The sequence below is a fragment of the Candidatus Pantoea formicae genome, from assembly GCF_011752625.1.
In the GTDB taxonomy this organism is placed as follows: Bacteria; Pseudomonadota; Gammaproteobacteria; order Enterobacterales; family Enterobacteriaceae; genus Pantoea; species Pantoea formicae.
Genome location: NZ_VWXD01000003.1, coordinates 769,501 through 790,765 on the forward strand (window position 1 = coordinate 769,501; position 21,265 = coordinate 790,765).

Genomic DNA, 21,265 nt, shown 5'->3' on the forward strand with positions numbered 1-21,265 from the left:
TGTTTCCAGCACGCATTTTGCTTATGAGCCATTTTTAAAACCGGAATATGCAGGAATAGCCTGATACTGAGGCGACAAATTATTAAGCAAATTGATTCAAACCCATTATGCTGATTCTCTCATCTGCCGATGCGGATGTTTCGTCGAAGTTCTCCGGGTTAGTGACACTACACGAGGTACGTAATGAAAGAACGGCCGATTCTTTTTTCCGAACAGCGGGTTCGCGCCCTACTGATTGGCCAGCAAACGCAAACCCGGCGCATTATGAAAACTCAGGCCTTTGGCCCGGGTCAGGATTATCATGAAGGTGTACATGCGTTTGACGTCAGCGCTAACCACCTGCACGGTTATAAACTGATGTCGATGGCAGATATCAGCTCACACTGCCCTTTTGGACAGGTGGGCGACCGTTTATGGGTAAGAGAAACCTGGCGCGGTCCGATCGTGCCGGAAGAACAGTTGGCGGAATATGAGCGCGATCCTCTTCCCTTCCGCACCCCCGCGTTTTGCCAGTATCGCGCTGACAGTAATGAATTAGGTCAGTTGGATGAAGATGTGCAACACGCCGAGCAGTTTGGCTGGCAGACCGCCATCCACATGCCGCGTTGGGCCAGTCGCATTGATTTGGCGATCACATCCGTGCGCGCCGAAAAGATTCAGGACATCAGCGAAGATGACATCATGGCGGAAGGGGTGCAGACCGATACCCACTTCCTGAATAACTTCTTTACCATGAACATGAACGCGGAGTCCCCGAAAGAAGCCTACCGCAAAGCGTGGCAGAAACAGTATGGCGCGACCAGTTGGGAAGTGAACCCATGGGTATGGGTGATCGAATTCCAGCGCGTCGAACGCGAAGGCTAACGCCTCTCAGGCCGCCCTCCGTGGCGGCCTTTATTTTATCTGCTCGCTTTGCCACCCCAATCACAGACAAATCCCGTAGCAACTGATTGAATACTCAGCTTTGATTCTGCGCTGGCATTTTTTACCCTGCCGCGCCAAGATAATCCCTTACGCCCAGCAGAGCGAGTCACACGATGTTTAAATGGCCGTGGAATGCGCAGGTTGATACCACCGTCATGGCGCTTCCCTGGCAGCAGGCGCTGGCACAACCTATTTTTTCGCTGCTGGATGTAGACGAGCAGGTCGCCCTCACTGCGCTAGCCCAGCGCTTCTTACAGCAGAAGAAAATCTCCCTGCTGCAAGGGCTGCACTTCACTGAACTGCAGTTCGCACGGCTTGCACTCCTGTTTTGCCTACCCGTCTTAAAACTCGGTCTGGAGTGGCTGGACGGCTTCCATGAAGTGTTGATTTACCCCGAACCTTTTCGTGTTGATGACCGTTGGGAAGATGATCGCGGCCTGGTCCACCAATCCCCCGCCGTGCATGCTGGACAGAGTTGGACGCAAGGCCCGGTGGTGTTAAATGCGTTGGATATTCAGGACTCCTTCGACCTCTCCGGTTACAACCTGGTGATCCATGAAGTGGCACACAAGCTGGATGCACGCGGCAGCGGATACACCAGCGGTATTCCAGCGATAGCGTTACGTGATGTTGCTCAGTGGGAAAAGGATCTGTTGACAGCGATGGAGGAGATTGAAGCCGAAGTCGCGCTAGTCGGCGAGCAGGCCGCCACTATCGATCCTTATGCTGCCAGTGATGCCGCAGAATGCTTTGCGGTGCTTTCGGAGTACTTCTTTAGCGCCCCCAATCTGCTGGCTGAGCGCTTCCCAGACATGTATACCCACTTACAACGTTTCTACCGACAGGATCCAATGGCTCGTTTCGTCGTGGATTCTGTTTAATTAGCCATCGCTTTGTACTATTGCTAGCCAGTTGAATACAAATGTGTTTTTAGCTGTTGACACATTTGTGGAGCACCATTAATATTCGCCTCGTTCACACGATTCCTCTGTAGTTCAGTCGGTAGAACGGCGGACTGTTAATCCGTATGTCACTGGTTCGAGTCCAGTCAGAGGAGCCATATTTAGAGAAGCCCGCTCAGGGAAACTTGAGCGGGCTTTTTGCATTCAGCGTATTCATCCACTCAAACTGCGATCCACATCATAATGCTGAGATGATCATAAGAACATATATTGTTCATTTGTTCATGAGCACCTATTCTTACTTCATCACCCGTCAATATTCACTCCACTTCCGAACGTATTATCTTTTTTAAACAGGAGGCTATGTCTAGATTATGGCGACAACTTTCTATCCTTCCGCACATCTCGCTGAACTCTTTTTTCCATTAGCATCAGATGAAAATGCCATGTTGCAAGTCATTGAAAAAATTGCCATCAGTGACTATTACCAAGGCTTTGAAACCGGTATTTTCCATCAACCCACTACGGCTAAAAAGATACGTACGCTGGCACAACAACATGCCCTTCATGTCACGCAATGGCTAACCTTTGAGTTATTAAAGGAGCAGTTAAACCTGAGTAGTTTGGATGCTGCGTTACGCGAAAAATCAATTCGACGCGCTTGTGAGCTGGTGCACCTTGCGGCGGAATGTGGCACCACCAAGCTTTCACTGGTGAGTGGAAGCGATCCCGGTGATGCGCCACGCGCCGAGGCAATGAAGGGGTTCAGTGAAGCGATAGTGCGCATTGGTGAGGAGGTAGGTCAATATGAGGGAATGTTGCTGCAGATCGAACCGCTCGACCGTTTTGCACATAAATGCCAGTTGATTGGTCCCACCAGTGAGACCGTTGAATGGATGACAGCACTCCGTCCTGATTGTCCAAAGCTTTATCTCGCTTGGGACAGTGCGCATGTCGCCCTGAATCAGGAAGATCTGGCCGAATCACTGAGGCTGGCAGCGCCACTGATTTCTCAGTTGCATCTCGCTAACGCCATCCTTGATCCACAAACCGCCGGCTTTGGTGATTATCACATGAAGTTTGGCGAACCTGGTTTCCTGACACAGACTACCGCTGCGCACATCATTAATACCGCCCGTCATCTGCCGCTGCCTGGGGAACTTGGCGCGATTTCGGTTGCAATTGAGATGCGCACCACCGATCAAGATGACCTGTGGGATAATGAACGCCAGTGCCGGGAGTTTTTACAGCGTGCATGGCACGCCTGATAAAAAGAGGGGGCAAAGCCCCCTCATGATTAAATGACCGGTGTCAGCAGCGGTTGACCCGCCTGGAAAGCGGCAATGTTATCCATGACTAATTTCGCCATGGCGGCGCGTGTCGCCTGAGTCGCACTGCCAATATGTGGCGTGATGACCACATTTTCCCGTTGATAAAATGCCTGAGGGACATGTGGTTCATCTGCAAATACATCCAGCCCTGCCCCACCAATGTGATTCATGTTAATCGCTGCTAACAATGCTGCTTCGTCAATGACACTCCCACGTGCAACATTGATGATGATGCCATCATGTCCCAACGCATCAAGTACTTCTTTATTAATCAGATGATGGCTCTCCTTGCCTCCGCTGGCACACACCATCAGCACATCGCTATTTTCAGCCAGCGAGACCAGAGAAGGAAAGTAAGTGACACCCTCAATAGCAGATTGTGAGCGACTGTAGTACCCAATCTGCATGTCAAATCCTTGAGCCCTGCGGGCCACAGCGCGCCCAATACGACCAAAGCCCACAATGCCCAACCGCCTCCCACTGATTTTAACCGCAGGTGGATAAGAACCGTTTTGCCAAGATCCTCGCTCAATAAAACGCTGCGCATCATTAATCCGCCGCGCAACGCTGAGCATCAAACCTATCGCCAAGTCGGCCACATCATCAGTTAAAATATCGGGTGTATTAGTCACAGTAATATGGCGTTGCTGGGCGGCATAAATATCAATGCCGTCATAACCTACGCCAAATACCGCAATCAAACGCACGTGCGGCAGCTTATTGATCAACGCATCATTAACAACCGATTCACCGCTGGCTAAGATAATTTCAATTTCATGATATTTTTCTGGCGATAGCCTATCCAGAGCAATAATTTCATTACCCGCCGATAACCCATCCACCAATGCCTGTGGAACTTTATTCGCACGTAATATAATGGACATCCTCTCCCCCTATCATTTTCAAATTCCCTTTCCGACTATTTCTGAAATGAGAGCTGACCGTTTTTAACCGGTAGTTTATTAAAATTAATACAGAGCGTACCGAGGGTGTAGCATCCTGCACAGATGGCGAAATAAACCAGTACACTTTCATAGCTCCCCGTAAGCTGCAGAATAACACCGACCAAAATAGGAACAAGAATACCGGCACAGCTGTTTGCCATATTCATTAGCCCACCCACCATACCGACGCGGTCTTTTGGGGCTAAAATTGCGGGGAAACTCCAATATAAACTGCCAAACATCATAAAGAAGGCCGCAACCGATAACAGTCCCACCGCCAGGTTAGGATTTTTTACCGTCGCTAATGCGTAGAGAACACCAAGCCCTACCAAACCAGAAACGGACAGCAGGCTTTTCAATGCAACATTATGGCTAACACCACGCTTCACCAGATAATCCGCAAAGAAGCCACTGAACAGGCATCCCGCAGTACCCATAACAAAGATTAAGAAAGTCGAGTTACCAATCGAAGCCAGCTGCAACCCCTGAGCCTGAGCCAGATAACTCGGTCCCCAGGTTAACAATCCCCAATACACCATGCCCCAGGAAGCTCGGCCTAACATGATAGCAATCATCGTAAACCAGCTAATACCCAACCCTTTTGTGGGGACTGATGGGGTATCCGTCACGGCGCCTTCAACATTACCTGCTGCAATGTAATCAGCCTCTTGTTGACTCACTTTTGGATGTTGAGTCGGTTTGTCGCGCAGTATTCTCCAGGCAAAGAAGCCCAACACCATGGTGAACAACCCGACAACGACAAAGGTGACGCGCCAGGAGTCAAGCACCACAATCAAGTGTGCGACAATAATACCGCCTATCGCGACCCCCAGCGGGCTACCCGAATCCATGATCACAGCACCACGGCCTCGCTCAGATTGCGTCAGCCAGGTTGAGCTTAACTTCGCCCCGCTCGGCGAAACGGGTGCTTCCATCGCCCCTAAGCCAATACGTGCAAGAATCAGGCTAAGACCACCGCTCGCCAAACCAATAATCGCTTGAAAGAATCCCCAACCAAATAACGCCCCGGTGATCACTTTGCGCGGCCCGTAACGGTCCAACAGCCAACCGCCTGGGACCTGTAATAGTGCATAAGACCAAAAGAAACTGCTTAAAATTAGACCCTGCATAGTAGGTGAAAGATGAAATTCGTCTTTGATATAGGGCATACCAATCGACAATGTAATTCGGTCCATTAGATTGACGGCTAACAGAAAAAACATTGTGGCGAATATTGCCCAGCGAAACTGAGTTGGCTTAGCCGATTTGGATATTGTATTCAACGTTGAGTTAGACATAAATTAACCTTCAGCTTAAAGTCGTTAAACAACGGATTTAATGAATAAGGCTTACAGTGCAAATTAAGATCATTGTCATTGGCGCATAGAACGACGCCTGCTGATTAACAATCATCAGCAGCCGCACCCTCATTTTATGTCCTTTAACCTTTTAGACTAAAATATTTAACCCAACCATTTTTCCAGTGTCCTACGAGACTGAATTAAAACCTCAAGACTACGAGCGGGATCAATAGGCGCATCCCCACGCAATGGATAACTGTCACGCTGACGATGCATACGTAATGGGATTTCCAGGCTGCAGGGGATATTTTTCGCTTCAAGCAGGCCAATCATCGGCACATAATTTAATTGCCCGTAGCCTATAGGGGTAAAATGCACTTCGCCATCAATAACCTCTAAATCTTTCAGATGACAGTGCTGCGCATAGGGAAGCATGGCTATCGCTTGTTCAATAGGATCGACATCAGGACACAGTGAGACAATATTTCCTGCATCTACATTAACTGAGACGGCTGGGTGATCAACCGCGTCAAGCAGTGCAGCTCCATCATCAGCCAAGCTAAAAACGTCATAATTTGGGTCCCCACCATTCTCCAGACAAATGACACATCCATTGTCCGCCGCTATCGGGGCGAGCTGTTTAAGATTGGTGATAATCTGCTGTCGGTCTTGCTGACGCCCAACACAAATGTTGATCCATTTTGCCCCTATCAAATGAGCAAAATGGATACGGCGGGTAAACTGAGCAACGGCATCCACCGCGCCCATATTCATGGTGGCGCCAAAAGAACGCGTCTTTAACTGATATTTTTCCAATAACCCGCTGATATGACGTGCGTTTTCAGCACTAAAGAGTTCGGGTGGCATATCACCGACATATCCTTGGTTATAGGCAAGTTCGACATAACGAAACCCGGCTTTTTGAATCGTGCTGAAAGCAACATCATTATCTAAACCGTCAAACATCGCCGTGTTGACACCTATTTCGAACTGACTCATATGCGCTCCTCTTGATGAACTAAAGTTCAGACAATGACCGTATGAACACATTTTTAGCAAAAAATGAGCGCAGGAAAAGGCGACCAGATCACGAAAGAGGGCTTTGATTGGTGATTTACAAGGATTTCACATTTTCACCATGTGAACATTTGAGAGAGGAGCAGTAAGCAGGTGAACAATTGTTTATCGGAATAAAAAGAAAACCGCGCTCAGCGCGCGCGGTCAGGGGAAATTTATACCTCAGTCCATCCACGCAGCAGGTTGTGGTACATATTCAGCAGTGACAACAACTCTTCGCTATCGCCATGGCGTGCTTTAAGACTCTGAATATTGCGGTCCAGCTCAAACAGCATCGCACGCTGCTTGTCATCTCGCACCATGGATTGAATCCACAAGAACGAAGCAACGCGGACACCGCGCGTCACTGGTGTAACGCAGTGCAGGCTGCTAGAGGGATAGAGCACCAGATGACCGGCAGGTAATTTCACTTTGTGCTGACCATAAGTGTCTTCGATCACTAACTCCCCTCCTTCATAACTCTCTGGCTCGCACAAAAACAGCGTGGCCGAGAGGTCAGTGCGCATCCAGCCCGCAGCGCCGTTGTGGCGCACCGCACCATCCACATGAAAGCCGTAAGTTTCGCCTTGTTCATAACGGTTAAACAGCGGTGTGGATATCGAGCGAGGTAGTGCGGCAGAAAAGAACAGCGGGTTGGTGTTCAAAGCCTGCATCACCGCAGCTTGCAGCTGATCGTAAAGCGGTGTGCGCGTATCAATCTGCTGATTATTTTTGACCGTCGCGCCTTGGCTCCCGACCGTTGCACGTCCGTCAATCCATTCAGCCTGTTGTAGCAACGTACTGAATTTTGCTACCTCTTCCGGCGCCAGTACGGCAGGAATGTGATACATCATCGCGTTGTTCTCTCATAAAATGTGGGGCGCGCACGCCCCACGTAAAGACTTAGAAATGCACGTTGGCGGTCAACAGGAAGGTGCGCGGCTCACCCGGATGATAGCGGTAGCCACTCTTGTTGATCGAAGCAACATAGTTGGTATCGAAAATGTTGTACACGTTAAGCTGCAGATCGAGGTTGTTGTTAACCTTGTAACCCAGCTTGGCATCGGCCACCCAGTAGCCTTCGGTATGATCAGGCGTGCCCACTGCACCATCGCTGCCACGACGCAGGCTGCCCACATAGCGTGCACCGCCACCAACAGAAATCGCATCGGTAGCTTGATACTGCGTCCATAACGTAAAGGCATGTTTCGGTGTATATGCAATCGAGGATGAACCATCCTGCGCTACGCTGGCTCCTTCACGGACCGAAGCATGCTGCATGGTGTAACCTGCGATCACCTCCCAGTCTGGCGTGATATTGCCTGTTGCAGACAACTCATAACCTTCTACACGTTTCTTACCGGTTTGTGAGTAGGTGCCATCATCATTGGCATCCACTTCGTTCTCAATATCGGTGCGGAACAGCGCCGCGTTCAACAGCAGACGTTTATCCATGACCTGCCATTTGGTGCCCACTTCGCTAGATTTCGCTTTCTGCGGTTTGAAGTCAGTGCGGTTCGCACTGTTACCCGTTCCGCCTGCTGCCAACGCAAAGCTGCTGCCGCCCGGAGGCTGTTGAGAAATCGCGTAGTTGAAGTAAACATTGCCCTGCTCGGTCAGACGATAGAGTGCGCCCGCTTTCCAGTTGACCAGGTTGCCAGATTTAGCGGTGTCAACAGTGGTGACAGGTGTACCCTTTGCTACCCCGGCAGGACAGGCTAACGCCCCGCGTCCGGTGCCACCACAAGCTGTCGCACTATCATAATCCGTGTGATAGCTATCAAGACGGATGCCGCCGTTCAGCTCAAAGTTTTTGGTGATGGCTAAAGTGTCAAAGGCATAAATGCCCGTGGTGTCGGTTTGGCCATTGGCGTTAGCACCGTTACGATCCAGCCCACCCACCGAGATACTGCTGATAGGGTGATAGATATTTACAGCAGGCGCGGTAATCGCGTTCACACCATAGTTGGTCTGATTTTCACGCGTAAACTCTACTCCCGCGCTGATATCGTGCCCCACCGAGCCAGTGTAGAACTTGGAGGTAATATTCGTTTGGTTGGTCAGGATGCGGTTGCTGACATCTTTTAAATTGGCATTACGCGTCCAGGTCCAGGTGCCTACATCGTTCGGATTAGGAGTGGTAATCGCATTCCCCATCACCGCCGTCAACAGATACTCCTGCTTCACCCGCGACCAGCGCGTCGTGTTGCGAATGGTAGTGGTGTCGTTGAGATCGTGTTCAAAGCGAATGGTGCCACTATCCGTGGTGGATTTATCGAAATCTGAATCCGTGCCGTAATAGTTGCTGGTGGCGACCTTGCCCGAGTTGTTCAATGCAGAAGTTGCAGGCGTGGGTGAAGAGTAGCCAGGCAGGCCGATGGTAGGAATGCCACCATCAGGCGTGTTGTTCTGATGTACATGCAGATAGTTCAGGTAGAGACGTGTTGAGGTATCAAGACCAAACGCCAGCGAGGGTGCGACACCATAACGCTCATTCTCAACGTTATCACGCGCGGCATCGTGAGTTTTCTCTCCCATCAGGTTAAGACGGAACGCACTGTTATCGTTAATAGCCTGATTGTAATCCAGCGTGCCGCGACGCATCCACGCGCTACCCACACTGACGGAGGCATCCAGCCCGGTATCCAGACGCGGCTGTTTGCTGATCATGTTGATGGAGCCAGACGGTGCACTGCGGCCGTAATCGGTGCCGGATGGCCCTTTAATCACTTCAACCTGTTGGGTATTGAAGGTATCACGCGTGACGCTGCCGATATCGCGAATACCATCAACGTAGATGCTGTTTGAGGTATCCATACCGCGCATATAAACCGCATCACCGGTAGAGGAGCTACCGTTTTCACCGGCATAAAACGCGCCGACGCCGGGTACGTTTTTTAATGCATCAGTCAGATTATTGACGCCCTGATCTTTAATTACCTGCTCAGGTATCGCCGTCATGGTTCGTGTGGTGTCAACCAGTGGACGACTGAATTTGGGGTCAGCAGACGCATTTGGGGCATATAGCGAAGGCGTCTGCGCGTTGACTACGAGGGTATCTTCAGATTTTTTTGTGGCGTTATCTGCGGCCAGTGCGGCGGCAGGAGAAATACCAATACAAAGCCCGGTAAACAGGGTCAGCGAGTTAAAGCTGCCAAACGGCAAGTTGCGATTGTTATCCATTTTAAAAGGGGAAATTTCTTATCGTTATTGACGCGCTCGTTACATCCTTACGACGTTAAGTACTGATAAACAGCGGCTTAAAACAGCATCAGGATGAAACACCTAAATGATAACGCCAATGGTTATCATTTACTTTTTTATTCTTGCACGAGAAATGTGGATTGGGAATACATTTCTTTACGGGAGGATTACGTAATTCATACAATAAGCGCCAAGCTGAATGATTTGTAGGGATCGGCTTAAAATTGAGTAAGAAAGGCGCAAATTCAGGCATAAAAAAAACCGCTGGACATGGCAGCGGTTTTTTTTGATGAGTGCACAGTTCGTTCCAGTAACTGTAGCGCATGACGAGAAGAAATCGTTCATCGCTCATAGTAGCGGTATACCGATGGGTGGAACTCGATGCCATAAAGTTGGCTGATGGGGATCAGTAAATCAATATGGCTGCTAAGATCGAATTCTCGCTCTTCAGTCGGCTGAGACTCCGCATTAATCAGGCGGTTGAACCATTGCGAAAGCGTCGTTTTCATCGTCAGGCTCTCCAGTAATTGTTGACCCTGACAGTAAAACCTAATCCGATTAATAACCAAAACGATTAGATATGCGATGAAATCCCGTTAAATGCATATCAGCAGATGGCCACCTTATCAGATGACCATTACCACTAGCCCCTGCTTTTAGCCAGCATGCGATGATAGTTATTCAGCCACTTCCCGCTGGTTAAACGCCACCAGAAGCACACGCCACGTACTGTCCAGTCAAGGAACATCCCCAGCCATACCCCGACCACTCCCATCCCCAGCATGATCCCCAGTACGTAACCCGCTACCACACGCGCCCCCCACATACTGAACATCGACACGTACATGGTGTAGCGTGCATCACGCGCACCTTTCAGTCCGGCAGGCAGTACCCAGGACGCGGTCCAGATGGGCATAAAGGCGGCGTTAAGCCATATAAGGTGTTTAGTGACCTCGATAACCTCAGGGTCGCGCGTGTAGAATTTCGCCAGCGTCCCGGCAAGCGGCACAGTAATCAACGCCAGCGAACAAAGACCGATCATGGCCAACCAGAATACATGCTTAATTTGCCTTTCCGCTTGCATGACTTCATTTTTGCCCAGCCGCTTGCCCGTAATAATGGTTGAAGCGGAGCCCAAGGCGTTGCCGGGCAGGTTAATCAATGTGGCAATCGAGAACGCAATGAAGTTACCGGCAATTTCGTTGGTCCCCATGCCTGCAACGAAAATCTGCGTCAGTAACTTACCGCCATTAAAGAGAACCGATTCAATACTGGCAGGCACGCCAATCCCCAGTACCTCCATCAGGATGTTACGATCCCAACGACGAAAATAACTGGCAATCGTTATTCTTAATGCAGGTGTAATACCGCGATAAAGCACATAAATGGCGGCCGCTGCACCGATGTAGCGCGAAATGGTCAATCCCAATCCCGCGCCGATAAAACCCATCCCCTCCCAGCCCATGGCACCGTAAATCAGCACACTACTGATCACGATGTTGAGGATGTTCATACCGCCGTTAATCAGCATGGGAATTTTGGTGTTACCTGCTCCGCGTAATGAACCACTGCCAATTAACGCGATGGCTGCCGCCGGATAACTCCATGCAGAAGTTTGCAGATAGCTAAGCGCCAACTCTTTCACCTTAGGCTCTGCGCTACCCGCAATGCCATCGATGATCAGATGCCCCCAGAACTCAATGACAATCACCAGCACAAATGCCAATACCGTCATCAGTCCCAGCGACTGCCGCGTGGCGGCACGAGCACGTTTACCGTTGCGTTTGGCGAGGCTGAAGGCCACCACCACCGTGGTACCGAGATCAATGGCCGCGAAGAACGAGATAATGACCATGTTGAAGCTGTCAGCGAGTCCAACACCCGCCATCGCCTCTTTACCCAACCAGCTAACCAGAAAGGTACTGAGGACACCCATCAGCATCACACACAGGTTTTCAATAAAGATGGGCACGGCCAGTGGCGTGATTTCACGCCACAATAGCGTGCGATAAGAGCGACGTTTTGGATACCACGCCGTTTTTCTGACCGCACGCATCACTGCTACGCCAGGATTTTGCAAGGGAGTACCAAATCACTTTGGAGAGGAAGATGAGTAATAATGATGATAGGCCACTGAGAAATATGCAAAGTGTTTCCTGTCACCATTTAATCATTATTACAAACTTTTTGCCGCCACCACCGCAGGATCCGCTGCACCACCGAGATAGGCACTGCGCACCTCATCATTATTTAAGAGTTCTTCCCCCCTGCCACTCAATTTAATTTCGCCATTGACCATCACATAACCGCGATCGGCCAACTGCAACGCATGTCGGGCATTCTGTTCGACCAAAAAAAGCGTCATACCTTGCTGTGTCAACTCACGCAGAATGCTGAAGATCTGCTTGACCACGATAGGGGCCAAGCCAAGGCTCGGTTCATCCAGTAGCAGTAACTTTGGACGGCTCATCAGCGCACGCGCAATCGCCAGCATCTGTTGTTCACCGCCGGAGAGTGTCATCGCGCGTTGCTTACGCCGTTCCAGCAAACGCGGAAAGAGCTGATACATCCGCTCTTTGTCTTCTTTGACATACCGCTCCCCCACAGCGATGGTGCCCATTAACAGATTCTCTTCAACCGTCATGTCAGGAAAAATGCGCCGCCCTTCAGGTGCCTGCGCAATCCCGCTGGCGGCGATAAAATGGGTACTGCGATGACTAATTGACTCCCCACGCAGGCGAATCTCACCACTGGCGATACGCGGCTGGCCAAAAATCGACATCAACAACGTCGATTTTCCTGCGCCGTTAGCCCCAATCAGTGCCACGGTTTCCCCTTGGTTCACCGTCAGCGATACTTGCTTGAGCGCCTGCACGGGACCGTAAAACACATCAACCTTTTCAAAACTCAGCATCGGTTCAGCCATGCTCGTCCTCCTCTTCGGCACCCAGATAGGCGGCAATCACTTTGGGATCGTGGCGAATCTGCTGCGGGGTTCCTTGTGCAATCACATCTCCGTGATCGAGTACCACAATATGATCGGAAATTCGCATCACCATCGGCATATCGTGTTCAATCAACAGCACGCTAATGCGATGGTCAGCTCGCAAGCGATGCAAAATTTGGCTCAGGGCATCCGTCTCCACCGGATTCAGCCCTGCCGCAGGCTCATCGAGACAAATCAGTTCTGGGCGCGTGCACATCGCGCGTGCAATTTCTAATCGCCGCTGTTGACCGTAAGAGAGCGTGCCCGCCAGACGATTAGCGCTTGAGACTAAATCGACGTTTTCCAACCAGTAAAATGCGCGGTCCAGCGCCCGATTTTCCGCTTCACGATAACCACGGGTATTGAGTACTCCCGCCATCAGTTGGCGGTTGACCTGCATATGCTGCGCCACCAGCAAATTCTCCACCACCGACATCTCACGGAATAAACGGATATTCTGGAAGGTTCGTGCCAGCCCGGCACGATTGACCAGATGAGCCCCACCGAACATTTTGTACCAAATGCGTGAACCCAAGCGGGCGGGGTTGAGCCAATCCTGCGGATGGATTTTCTGCCCCAGCACCTGAATCACATCCGTATGCCGTTGGTTGGCATTGAGCATAATGCGCCCGCCGGTCGCGCGGTAAAAACCGGTAAGACAGTTAAATACTGTGGTTTTGCCCGCACCATTAGGCCCAATCAGTGAGGTCACCGAACCTCGCTCCACGGACAAACTGACGTCATTCAGCGCTTTAATGCCGCCAAAACGCATCATCAGATTATTCACTTGCAGGATGGCATCACTCATGGCGTACTCCTTTACGCAGGGGAACACCCACGCGCGCGGTGCGCACCAATCCTCGTGGTCGCCAGATCATCATCAATACCATCAACATGCCAAACAGCAGCACGCGATATTCAGCAAAGCTACGCAATAGTTCAGGTGCAACCGTCAGCACAAAGGCGGCGAGCACTACGCCGAGCGTCGAACCCATACCGCCTAACACCACAATCGCCAGAATGAGCGCGGACTCAAAGAAGGTGAAAGAAGTTGGATTCACAAAGCCCTGATAACTGGCGAAAAACACTCCTGCGATGCCCGCTGTTGATGCGCCGAGCATAAAGGCTGAAAGCTTCACCAAGACATGATTCAACCCCATGGCACGGCAGGCAATTTCGTCTTCCCGTAACGCTTCCCAGGCGCGACCGATGGGCATGCGTGTCAGTCGGTGTTTAATGAACAGCACCAACAGGACCACCAGCACCAGTACCACATAGATGAAGATAAACTTCATGTTTGGGTTGTAATCGAGGTGCAGAAACTCGTGATAAGGTACGCCGCCATCCCGTGCACGTCGGGCAAACTCCAGACCGAAAAAGGTCGGTGATGGCACCGATACCCCATTCGGCCCGCCAGTAAACGACAACCAGTTGGTCAGAACCAAACGAATGATTTCGCCGAAGCCAAGCGTCACAATCGCCAGATAATCGCCATGCATACGTAGCACGGGAAAACCGAGCAATGCGCCGGCAAAAGCCGCCATCAGCGCCGCAATCGGTAACATGCTCCAGAACCCTAAGCCAAGGTACTCGTACCCCAGCGCCAGGCCATACGCCCCGATGGCGTAAAATGCCACATAGCCCAAATCGAGAAGCCCAGCCAAGCCCACCACAATATTGAGTCCAAGGCCAAGCAGCACATAAATCAACCCAAGAATCGCCACGGTCAGCAGGTATTTGCTGGAGAGAAAGGGAAAGACCAACGCGACTATCAGTAACAGCGGCAAGATCCAGCGCAACCGCGAACGATAACCGGGCTCACGTACGTAAACGCCATCGTCATTACCTTCAAATTTGCGCTTAAATTGCTGTCCAAAGTTTGTATACAGAAACAGGCTGATCAGCAAACGTCCGACCATGACCAGCCCGACCAAAAGCGCCACACTCTGCGGCGACAGTTTGAAGCTGTAACCGTCCAATACCACGCCCACTATCGGGCCAAACACCACCAGCGCGATCACCCCTGCCAGCAGTGTGTCGAGCAATGCTTCGCGCATGCCCGCACGTTGCGTCATTGCATTCATCGCGGCATCCTCACACTTTCGCAACCAGTGGACGTCCCAGTAGCCCTTGCGGACGGAAGATTAAAATCACCACCAACAGGGCAAACGAGAACACATCTTTGTAATCCGAGTTCACCAACCCCGCAAACTGGGCTTCCGCCACGCCAAGCAGCAGTCCCCCCAGCATGGCGCCAGGCAGTGAACCAATGCCGCCCAGCACCGCTGCCGTGAAGGCCTTGATGCCAATGATGAAGCCCGCGTAAAAATCGAAAGTGCCATAGTTCATGGTCACCAGAACGCCAGCCAGCCCCGCCATTGCTGCGCCAATCACAAACACCAGCGAAATCACGCGATCGGTATTAATGCCCAGAATCGATGCCATTCGGCGATCTTGCTGTACCGCACGACAAATCCGGCCAAGCTTGGTGTATTGGATAATCCAGGTGAGCAGCGCCATGCCACAGAACGCGGCGATCAGAATGAAGACTTTCGTCCATGTAATCTGCACAATCCCGCCATCTAGCTCCATGCGTAATACGCCGGTTAGCAGCGTTGGGATACCCTGCTGATTTGGGCCTTGGCTGAGTTGCACATAGTTTTGCAAGATGAGTGACATGCCAATCGCCGAAATCAGCGGGGCGAGACGCGTTGAATTACGCAGGGGTCGATAGGCAATACGCTCTATCGCCCAGCCATAGGCGGCGGTCACAATAATCGTGAACAGCAAGGTGCCGAAAATCAGCAGCGGGAAAGAGTGAATACCAAAGAAACTCAGTAAGGCCAAGCCAATGGCACACAAGTAGGCAGAGATCATATACACCTCGCCGTGGGCGAAGTTAATCATGCCGATAATGCCATAAACCATGGTGTAGCCGATGGCAATCAACCCATATACCGCGCCTAACGTCAGGCCGTTGATCATCTGCTGTAAGAAGAAGGCGTCCATAGATCAATCTCGCACGTAGAGAGGGCGCAAACTTCGCACCCAATGGCGCAAGACCCCGCTTAAGCGGGGTCGCATGTCGAATTACAGTTGGTGATATTTGCCTTTGTCATCCCACTGATAAACCACGTAATCCGAGACTTTGAGGTCGCCTTTGCCATCCCAGGCTTTTTTACCCATGACGGTATCCACGCTATTGGCTTTCAGCCAGTCACTGGCTTTCGCATTGTCTTTGCCTGCGGCTTTGTACGCTGCGGCAATCGCCTGAACAGACGCATACGCGTACAGAGTGTAACCTTCCGGTTCGAAACCGCTGGCGCGGAATTTCTCAATCACCGCTTTGCCATCAGGAATGGTGCGCGGGTCATTACCAAAGGTCATATAGACCCCTTTGGTATATTGGGGGCCTCCTGCCGCCGTCACCATCTCTTCAGTCACGATGCAGTCTCCAGAGAAGAAGGCCGCGTTGACCCCTTGCTCACGCATCTGCCGCACCAAGGGTCCAGCCTCGGGGTGACAGCCACCGAAATAGACCACGTCGGGCTTCACCGCACCAATTTTCGTCACCAGAGCATTGAAATCCTTCTCTCCTCGAGAGAGCCCTTCATACATCACTTCTTTCACCCCGCGTTTCTCCAGCGCGGCTTTGGTCGCATCCGCAAGCCCCTGACCATAAGTGTCTTTGTCATGGATCACCGCCACTTTCTTCGCCTTCAATTTGTCGATGATGAAGTCCGCGGCAATGGCACCTTGCTGGTCATCGCGGCCACACATGCGGAACATGGTTTTCATTCCACGTTCAGTGATTTGCGGGTTGGTTGATCCGGGGGTAATCGCCAGCACACCGGCTTCGTCATACACTTCCGAGGCGGGCATGGTGGAGGAGGAGCAGAAATGGCCGACGACCGCCATCACCTTATCTTGGTCGACGAGACGGTTAGCGACAGACACCGCCTGTTTGGGTTCGCAGGCATCATCGCCCTGCACCAGCACGATTTTTTCACCGTTAATTCCGCCAGCAGCGTTGATGTCATCTGCTGCCTGACTTGCGCCCTTCCAGTATTGCGCCCCGTAGGTCGCATTCGGGCCAGAGAACGGCCCTGCCACACCAATCTTGATATCCGCCTGTGCGTAAAAGGCCACGCTCAGGCAACCTGCAAGTACCACCTTCACTGGGTGTTTCATGAATTTCAAAGACATGCTTTCAATCCTCAACGGGTCAGGAACGGAGCCATACCACGGCCTGGGAGAAATCAATTTCTGAAACTTTTGCAGCACTTTATGTGGTCGTCAGGACCACGGTTTAGGATCAAGCAAGAAACTCGCCAAAGAAGACGGTCGGTGGCAGCTTTTTGCAGTGGCATCGCGCCAGGGCAGACGAGGCGCGTGGTGACATCCCTGCTAATCATAAACATAGCCAGAGTTACGCCGTGTACCAGCACCGTGATGGTGCAGAATGCGGTCGATCACAGATTCTTCATCGTGCTGGTGTGTTTATCCGCTATGCTCTGGTCAAATCGGTCCACGTTTCCTGAAGGAGAACCTATGAATACGCAACGGAACGGATTGAGTAGCCAGCAGGCACTGGATGAACTGGAGCGCCTGTATGAGAACGCTGTAGCCGCGCTGCGCAACGCGATTCGCGATTTCACGACAAACGGCACACTTCCGGATGAAGATGCGCGACAGAAAGGTCTGTTTGTTTACCCGGAGCTGCGCATCACCTGGTTAGGCGAAGGCCCTCAGCAGAACCGCACCCGCGCATGGGGACGTTTTACTCACACCGGCAGTTACAGCACCACCATTACCCGCCCGGCGTTATTGCGTCACTATCTGAGTGAGCAATTACAGATGCTGGAGAAAGAGTACGACGTCCTGGTTGAAGTGGTGCCTTCACAGCAGGAGATTCCCTACCCGTACGTGATTGACGGCCTGACACTGGATCGCTCGATGAGCGCCAGCATTGCGCGCCATTTCCCTACCACCGAACTGTCGCAGATTGGCGATGAAACCGCAGATGGCCTGTTCCATGCGAATGCCATTTTTCCGCTGTCACACTTCGATGCACTGCGCACTGATTTCTCACTGGCGCGTTTACGCCATTACACCGGAACAGGCGTTGAGCACTTCCAGCCGTTCGTGCTGTTTACCAACTACACGCGCTATGTCGATGAGTTTGTGCGTTGGGCGATTGCGCAGGTGCAGGATCCCAGCACACCTTATGACAGCCTGGCCTGTGCTGGCGATGTGGTGATCACCGCTGATACCCAAGACCCCACGGCAATGATGTCTGATCTGGCCTGGAAGAAGCACCAGATGCCCGCATGGCATCTGACATCACCCAATCGCCGTGGCATCACGTTGGTGAACATTGGCGTGGGTCCGTCCAATGCCAAAACCATCTGCGACCACCTTGCAGTGATTCGCCCACACGCCTGGTTGATGATTGGTCACTGCGGCGGCCTGCGCGAAAGCCAGACCATCGGTGATTACGTGCTGGCGCATGCCTATCTGCGTGACGATCATGTATTGGATAGCGTGCTGCCGCCGGACATTCCTATTCCAAGCATTGCTGAAGTGCAGCGTGCGCTGTATGACGCCACCAAAGCCGTGAGCGGCATGCCGGGAGAGGAAGTGAAACAGCGTCTGCGCACCGGCACGGTAGTGACCACAGATGACCGTAACTGGGAATTGCGTTACTCCGCTTCTGCACTGCGCTTTAACCTGAGCCGCGCGGTGGCGGTAGACATGGAGAGTGCCACGATTGCCGCGCAGGGTTACCGCTTCCGCGTTCCCTATGGCACCTTGCTGTGCGTTTCGGATAAGCCACTACACGGTGAAATTAAACTGCCGGGCCAAGCGAATCGCTTCTACGAAGGGGCAATTTCTGAGCATCTGCAGATCGGTATTTGTGCGGTTGAGCTGCTGCGTGCTGAGGGCGATAAGTTGCATTCAAGGAAATTACGCACCTTTAATGAACCACCGTTCCGTTAAGTGCTCGATTCCGGTCCCATTGGGGCCGGAATTATGTTGGATTTTGGATTAAACTTTAACCACCAGATCTTTCACAAACCAAGCCAGCACAGCCAGAATGGCGGGCACCATAATGGACCAGGTCAGTCGGTCATTGAGCTTTTCAAATTTCTCATCAATTCTGACAAATTTTTTCTCGAATTTTTCATCCATGCGCTCAAACTTAACATCGATGCGTTGTTCCATTTTGTCCAACTTATCGTCGATACGCAGTTCCATTTTCTCCAGCTTATCGTCAATACGCACTTCCAATTTTTCCAGCTTATCGTCGAAGTGCAGCGCCATTTTTCCCAATTTATCGTCAAAATGCAGCGTCATTTTTCCCAGTTTATCGTCAAAATGCAGCGCCATTTTTCCCAGTTTATCGTCAAAATGCAGCGCTATTTTTTCGAACTTGCAGTCGGTACGCTTTTCCGACTTTCCCATTTCCCCCAGCAGTTCGGTACGCAGCGTGCCGATATCGGCCTTGGTCGCAAAATTCTCGGATCGCGCGGTTAGGACGGCAACATCCTGTTGAATTTGATGCGTGGTTTTTTCCAGCAGCCCGACTCGTTGAGTTAACTCTTCCATTTTTGAATCTCCGATATTCCTGACGACGTAAATAAGTGGTGGAAGAAACGGGGCAGTACGCATAGCGTATTCCATTACACACCTCCAGAGAGTCCCGGCTATCTCTTCACCTTGCTACGTAGTGAAACAGATTCGAGCCGATTAAACATTCCGCGAACCCGCCATTCACGGCAAAAAAGATCAGGCAGGAATCAATACGCAGCGCAGGCTAAAACGGGCAAAGGAATAACAAAAGCAGCTACAGTGAAGTGTTGCGAGAGATCGCTAAGAAAATAATCGAGGGGATGAAACAGAAAACACGGAAGCCCAAGCGGGCTTCCGGAAACCAGAACTTAAGCGCTCAGCCAGCCCAGTTTAATCACAAACAGAATCGAGAGAATCACCAGTGCGGCATTGATCTCTTTGGTACGACCGCTCAGCAGTTTGACCACCGTCCAGGTGATGAAACCAAAAGCGATACCGTTGGCAATTGAGTAGGTTAGCGGCATCGTCAGTGCCGTCACCGTGACCGGCGCAGCAGTGGTGATATCTTTCCAGTCAATTTCAGCCAGACCCGAAGCCATTAATACTGCCACAAACAACAATGCAGGAGCCGTGGCATAAACCGGTACGCTACCCGCCAGCGGTGAGAAGAACAGACTTAACAGGAACAGTACTGCGACCACAATCGCCGTCAGACCTGTGCGACCACCCGCACTCACACCTGCCGCTGATTCAACATAGCTGGTGGTGGTAGACGTACCTAACAGCGAGCCAAACAGCGCTGCCGCACTGTCAGCGACCAGCGCACGCCCCATCTTCGGCACATTGCCCTGCTCATCAGCCAGACCCGCACGCTTGGTCACACCCAGCAGCGTACCGGTGTTATCGAACACATCCACAAACAGGAAGGCGAAGATCACACTGACTAAGCCCACGTTGAAGGCGCCCGCGATATCCAGTTGCATAAAGGTCGGCGCGATAGAGGGAGGCGCGGAGAACACGCCACCAAATGGCGTCAATCCAATACCCATGGAGATAAAGGTCACGACCAAAATACCGATCAGCACCGCGCCCGTCACACGACGTGCTTCCAGCGCCACAATGATGAAGAAGCCTAACAGTGCCAGCAGTGGTCCCGGTTTAGTCAGGTCACCTAAACCCACCAGTGTGGCCGGGTTATCGACAACGATACCCGCACCTTCTAGCGCAATCAGCGCCAGGAACAGGCCAATACCGGCTGCAATTCCGGCACGCAGTGGCAGCGGAATGCTGGCGATAATCCATTCACGAATTTTGAATATCGACAGTGCAAAGAAAATCACCGCTGAAAGGAACACCGCACCCAGCGCAATCTGCCAGGTGTATCCCATGTGAAGTACAACGGTGTAGGTGAAGAAGGCGTTGAGACCCATGCCCGGCGCTAACGCGATCGGATAGTTAGCGATCAATCCCATCAGCACACAGCCAATCGCCGCAGCAAGACAGGTCGCGACAAAAACGGCGCCTTTGTCCATGCCCGTTGCGCCGAGGATACTCGGGTTAACAAACAGAATGTAGGCCATCGCCAGGAAGGTCGTGATGCCCGCAATAATTTCCGTGCGCACGTTAGTGTTATGCGCCTTTAGTTTGAAGAGTTTTTCTAACATCATCATCTCTCATGAGCGGAGACGGCACGGATGCGCGTTCTCTCTTGCCAATGTGGTTTAGCTAGTGATTTTTTTTGTGATGAAAGCGATTTGAGCCGGACTTAAGGCAACTGTGCCTTCCGCTTTCCCCTGTCCACATAGCAATTGCTATGCCACTCTCGTACGCAATCGTTTACGTTTCCGAATGTGGTCACGGTTAAGATAATTCCGAACCAGAATGAGGCGCGATTATGGTGCATTGCACTATCACTGCGCAATCGTTTTCCCATTGGTCAATGGTCACCCCCGAAAATATTGCGGCAACGCACGCTTTCGCACACTGCCTGGCGATGTCGCTCACGTTTCTGCTGCCTGAAACAGCAGCTTATAAACATCGGGTT

The 21,265-nt window shown here is 51.6% G+C and carries 18 protein-coding genes and 1 tRNA gene; 5 read left to right on the top strand and 14 right to left on the bottom strand.

Annotated elements, in window-relative coordinates; genetic code table 11:
* The first annotated feature begins 183 nt into the window (after positions 1 to 183).
* The 4 genes from F3J38_RS12305 (at position 184) to F3J38_RS12320 (ending at position 3,094) form a co-directional block, all read left to right on the top strand.
* Entirely contained in the window at positions 184 to 864 is a 681-nt protein-coding gene (locus F3J38_RS12305) for an ASCH domain-containing protein (RefSeq protein ID WP_084935570.1), read from the top strand.
* A 173-nt stretch (positions 865 to 1,037) separates the two neighbouring features.
* Positions 1,038 to 1,805 (top strand): DgsA anti-repressor MtfA, encoded by a 768-nt coding sequence (gene mtfA, locus F3J38_RS12310; protein WP_167138718.1) that lies wholly within the window; start codon positions 1,038 to 1,040, stop codon positions 1,803 to 1,805.
* Between the two features lie 103 nt (positions 1,806 to 1,908).
* Positions 1,909 to 1,984, top strand: a tRNA-Asn gene (locus tag F3J38_RS12315).
* Positions 1,985 to 2,272: 288 nt separating this feature from the next.
* On the top strand, positions 2,273 to 3,094 hold the full coding sequence (locus F3J38_RS12320) for a sugar phosphate isomerase/epimerase family protein (RefSeq protein WP_167138720.1): 822 nt from the start codon (positions 2,273 to 2,275) through the stop codon (positions 3,092 to 3,094).
* A 29-nt stretch (positions 3,095 to 3,123) separates the two neighbouring features.
* Here the strand turns inward: F3J38_RS12320 and F3J38_RS12325 are convergent, their stop codons facing one another.
* From F3J38_RS12325 to F3J38_RS12380, 12 genes are all read right to left on the bottom strand, one after another.
* Positions 3,124 to 4,041, bottom strand: coding sequence for a 2-hydroxyacid dehydrogenase (locus F3J38_RS12325; RefSeq protein ID WP_167138721.1), 918 nt, complete (start codon positions 4,039 to 4,041; stop codon positions 3,124 to 3,126).
* 35 nt (positions 4,042 to 4,076) lie between these two features.
* A complete protein-coding gene (locus F3J38_RS12330; RefSeq protein ID WP_167138723.1) occupies positions 4,077 to 5,399 on the bottom strand; it encodes an MFS transporter in 1,323 nt (440 codons plus the stop codon).
* A gap of 165 nt (positions 5,400 to 5,564) precedes the next feature.
* Positions 5,565 to 6,401 carry a sugar phosphate isomerase/epimerase family protein gene (locus F3J38_RS12335; RefSeq protein WP_167138724.1) on the bottom strand — a complete coding sequence of 279 codons (837 nt, stop codon included), beginning with the start codon at positions 6,399 to 6,401 and terminating at the stop codon, positions 5,565 to 5,567.
* A 233-nt stretch (positions 6,402 to 6,634) separates the two neighbouring features.
* Positions 6,635 to 7,312: a PKHD-type hydroxylase YbiX gene (ybiX, locus tag F3J38_RS12340; RefSeq protein WP_167138726.1), complete on the bottom strand. Its 678-nt coding sequence runs from the start codon at positions 7,310 to 7,312 to the stop codon at positions 6,635 to 6,637.
* Positions 7,313 to 7,361: 49 nt separating this feature from the next.
* Complete coding sequence (locus tag F3J38_RS12345; protein ID WP_167138728.1) at positions 7,362 to 9,641, bottom strand: catecholate siderophore receptor Fiu; 2,280 nt, start codon at positions 9,639 to 9,641, stop codon at positions 7,362 to 7,364.
* A gap of 362 nt (positions 9,642 to 10,003) precedes the next feature.
* Positions 10,004 to 10,171: a hypothetical protein gene (locus F3J38_RS12350; RefSeq protein WP_167138731.1), complete on the bottom strand. Its 168-nt coding sequence runs from the start codon at positions 10,169 to 10,171 to the stop codon at positions 10,004 to 10,006.
* A gap of 134 nt (positions 10,172 to 10,305) precedes the next feature.
* On the bottom strand, positions 10,306 to 11,718 hold the full coding sequence (locus tag F3J38_RS12355; protein ID WP_167138733.1) for an EmmdR/YeeO family multidrug/toxin efflux MATE transporter: 1,413 nt from the start codon (positions 11,716 to 11,718) through the stop codon (positions 10,306 to 10,308).
* A 120-nt stretch (positions 11,719 to 11,838) separates the two neighbouring features.
* Positions 11,839 to 12,588: an ABC transporter ATP-binding protein gene (locus F3J38_RS12360; RefSeq protein WP_167138735.1), complete on the bottom strand. Its 750-nt coding sequence runs from the start codon at positions 12,586 to 12,588 to the stop codon at positions 11,839 to 11,841.
* Positions 12,581 to 13,456 (bottom strand): ABC transporter ATP-binding protein, encoded by an 876-nt coding sequence (locus tag F3J38_RS12365; RefSeq protein ID WP_167138737.1) that lies wholly within the window; start codon positions 13,454 to 13,456, stop codon positions 12,581 to 12,583. Before F3J38_RS12365 ends, F3J38_RS12360 begins: the two co-directional genes overlap by 8 nt.
* Entirely contained in the window at positions 13,449 to 14,732 is a 1,284-nt protein-coding gene (livM, locus tag F3J38_RS12370) for a high-affinity branched-chain amino acid ABC transporter permease LivM (RefSeq protein ID WP_167138739.1), read from the bottom strand. The genes F3J38_RS12365 and livM overlap by 8 nt, the downstream gene beginning before the upstream one ends.
* Positions 14,733 to 14,742: 10 nt before the next feature.
* Positions 14,743 to 15,657 carry an ABC transporter permease subunit gene (locus F3J38_RS12375; protein WP_167138741.1) on the bottom strand — a complete coding sequence of 305 codons (915 nt, stop codon included), beginning with the start codon at positions 15,655 to 15,657 and terminating at the stop codon, positions 14,743 to 14,745.
* 81 nt (positions 15,658 to 15,738) lie between these two features.
* Positions 15,739 to 16,854, bottom strand: a complete 1,116-nt coding sequence (locus F3J38_RS12380; RefSeq protein ID WP_167138743.1) for a branched-chain amino acid ABC transporter substrate-binding protein — start codon at positions 16,852 to 16,854, stop codon at positions 15,739 to 15,741.
* 345 nt (positions 16,855 to 17,199) lie between these two features.
* Here F3J38_RS12380 and F3J38_RS12385 point away from each other — a divergent pair, with 345 nt between their 5' ends.
* A complete protein-coding gene (locus F3J38_RS12385) occupies positions 17,200 to 18,648 on the top strand; it encodes an AMP nucleosidase (RefSeq protein ID WP_167138744.1) in 1,449 nt (482 codons plus the stop codon).
* Between the two features lie 48 nt (positions 18,649 to 18,696).
* Here F3J38_RS12385 and F3J38_RS12390 read toward each other — a convergent pair whose 3' ends face one another.
* Both F3J38_RS12390 and F3J38_RS12395 read right to left on the bottom strand, forming a co-directional pair.
* On the bottom strand, positions 18,697 to 19,257 hold the full coding sequence (locus F3J38_RS12390; protein WP_167138746.1) for a hypothetical protein: 561 nt from the start codon (positions 19,255 to 19,257) through the stop codon (positions 18,697 to 18,699).
* A 332-nt stretch (positions 19,258 to 19,589) separates the two neighbouring features.
* Positions 19,590 to 20,888: an NCS2 family permease gene (locus F3J38_RS12395; RefSeq protein ID WP_240155961.1), complete on the bottom strand. Its 1,299-nt coding sequence runs from the start codon at positions 20,886 to 20,888 to the stop codon at positions 19,590 to 19,592.
* Positions 20,889 to 21,265 lie beyond the last annotated feature (377 nt).

Bases quoted from the DNA above. Each gene is read 5' to 3' on its own strand.
- F3J38_RS12380 (WP_167138743.1), bottom strand. From the start codon at position 16,854: ATGTCTTTGAAATTCATGAAACACCCAGTGAAGGTGGTACTTGCAGGT.
- F3J38_RS12330 (WP_167138723.1), bottom strand. From the start codon at position 5,399: ATGTCTAACTCAACGTTGAATACAATATCCAAATCGGCTAAGCCAACT.
- F3J38_RS12375 (WP_167138741.1), bottom strand. From the start codon at position 15,657: ATGGACGCCTTCTTCTTACAGCAGATGATCAACGGCCTGACGTTAGGC.
- F3J38_RS12305 (WP_084935570.1), top strand. From the start codon at position 184: ATGAAAGAACGGCCGATTCTTTTTTCCGAACAGCGGGTTCGCGCCCTA.
- F3J38_RS12395 (WP_240155961.1), bottom strand. From the start codon at position 20,888: ATGATGTTAGAAAAACTCTTCAAACTAAAGGCGCATAACACTAACGTG.
- F3J38_RS12355 (WP_167138733.1), bottom strand. From the start codon at position 11,718: ATGCGTGCGGTCAGAAAAACGGCGTGGTATCCAAAACGTCGCTCTTAT.
- F3J38_RS12365 (WP_167138737.1), bottom strand. From the start codon at position 13,456: ATGAGTGATGCCATCCTGCAAGTGAATAATCTGATGATGCGTTTTGGC.
- ybiX (WP_167138726.1), bottom strand. From the start codon at position 7,312: ATGATGTATCACATTCCTGCCGTACTGGCGCCGGAAGAGGTAGCAAAA.
- livM (WP_167138739.1), bottom strand. From the start codon at position 14,732: ATGAATGCAATGACGCAACGTGCGGGCATGCGCGAAGCATTGCTCGAC.
- F3J38_RS12390 (WP_167138746.1), bottom strand. From the start codon at position 19,257: ATGGAAGAGTTAACTCAACGAGTCGGGCTGCTGGAAAAAACCACGCAT.
- F3J38_RS12345 (WP_167138728.1), bottom strand. From the start codon at position 9,641: ATGGATAACAATCGCAACTTGCCGTTTGGCAGCTTTAACTCGCTGACC.
- F3J38_RS12335 (WP_167138724.1), bottom strand. From the start codon at position 6,401: ATGAGTCAGTTCGAAATAGGTGTCAACACGGCGATGTTTGACGGTTTA.
- F3J38_RS12325 (WP_167138721.1), bottom strand. From the start codon at position 4,041: ATGTCCATTATATTACGTGCGAATAAAGTTCCACAGGCATTGGTGGAT.
- mtfA (WP_167138718.1), top strand. From the start codon at position 1,038: ATGTTTAAATGGCCGTGGAATGCGCAGGTTGATACCACCGTCATGGCG.
- F3J38_RS12320 (WP_167138720.1), top strand. From the start codon at position 2,273: ATGTTGCAAGTCATTGAAAAAATTGCCATCAGTGACTATTACCAAGGC.
- F3J38_RS12350 (WP_167138731.1), bottom strand. From the start codon at position 10,171: ATGAAAACGACGCTTTCGCAATGGTTCAACCGCCTGATTAATGCGGAG.
- F3J38_RS12360 (WP_167138735.1), bottom strand. From the start codon at position 12,588: ATGGCTGAACCGATGCTGAGTTTTGAAAAGGTTGATGTGTTTTACGGT.
- F3J38_RS12385 (WP_167138744.1), top strand. From the start codon at position 17,200: ATGAATACGCAACGGAACGGATTGAGTAGCCAGCAGGCACTGGATGAA.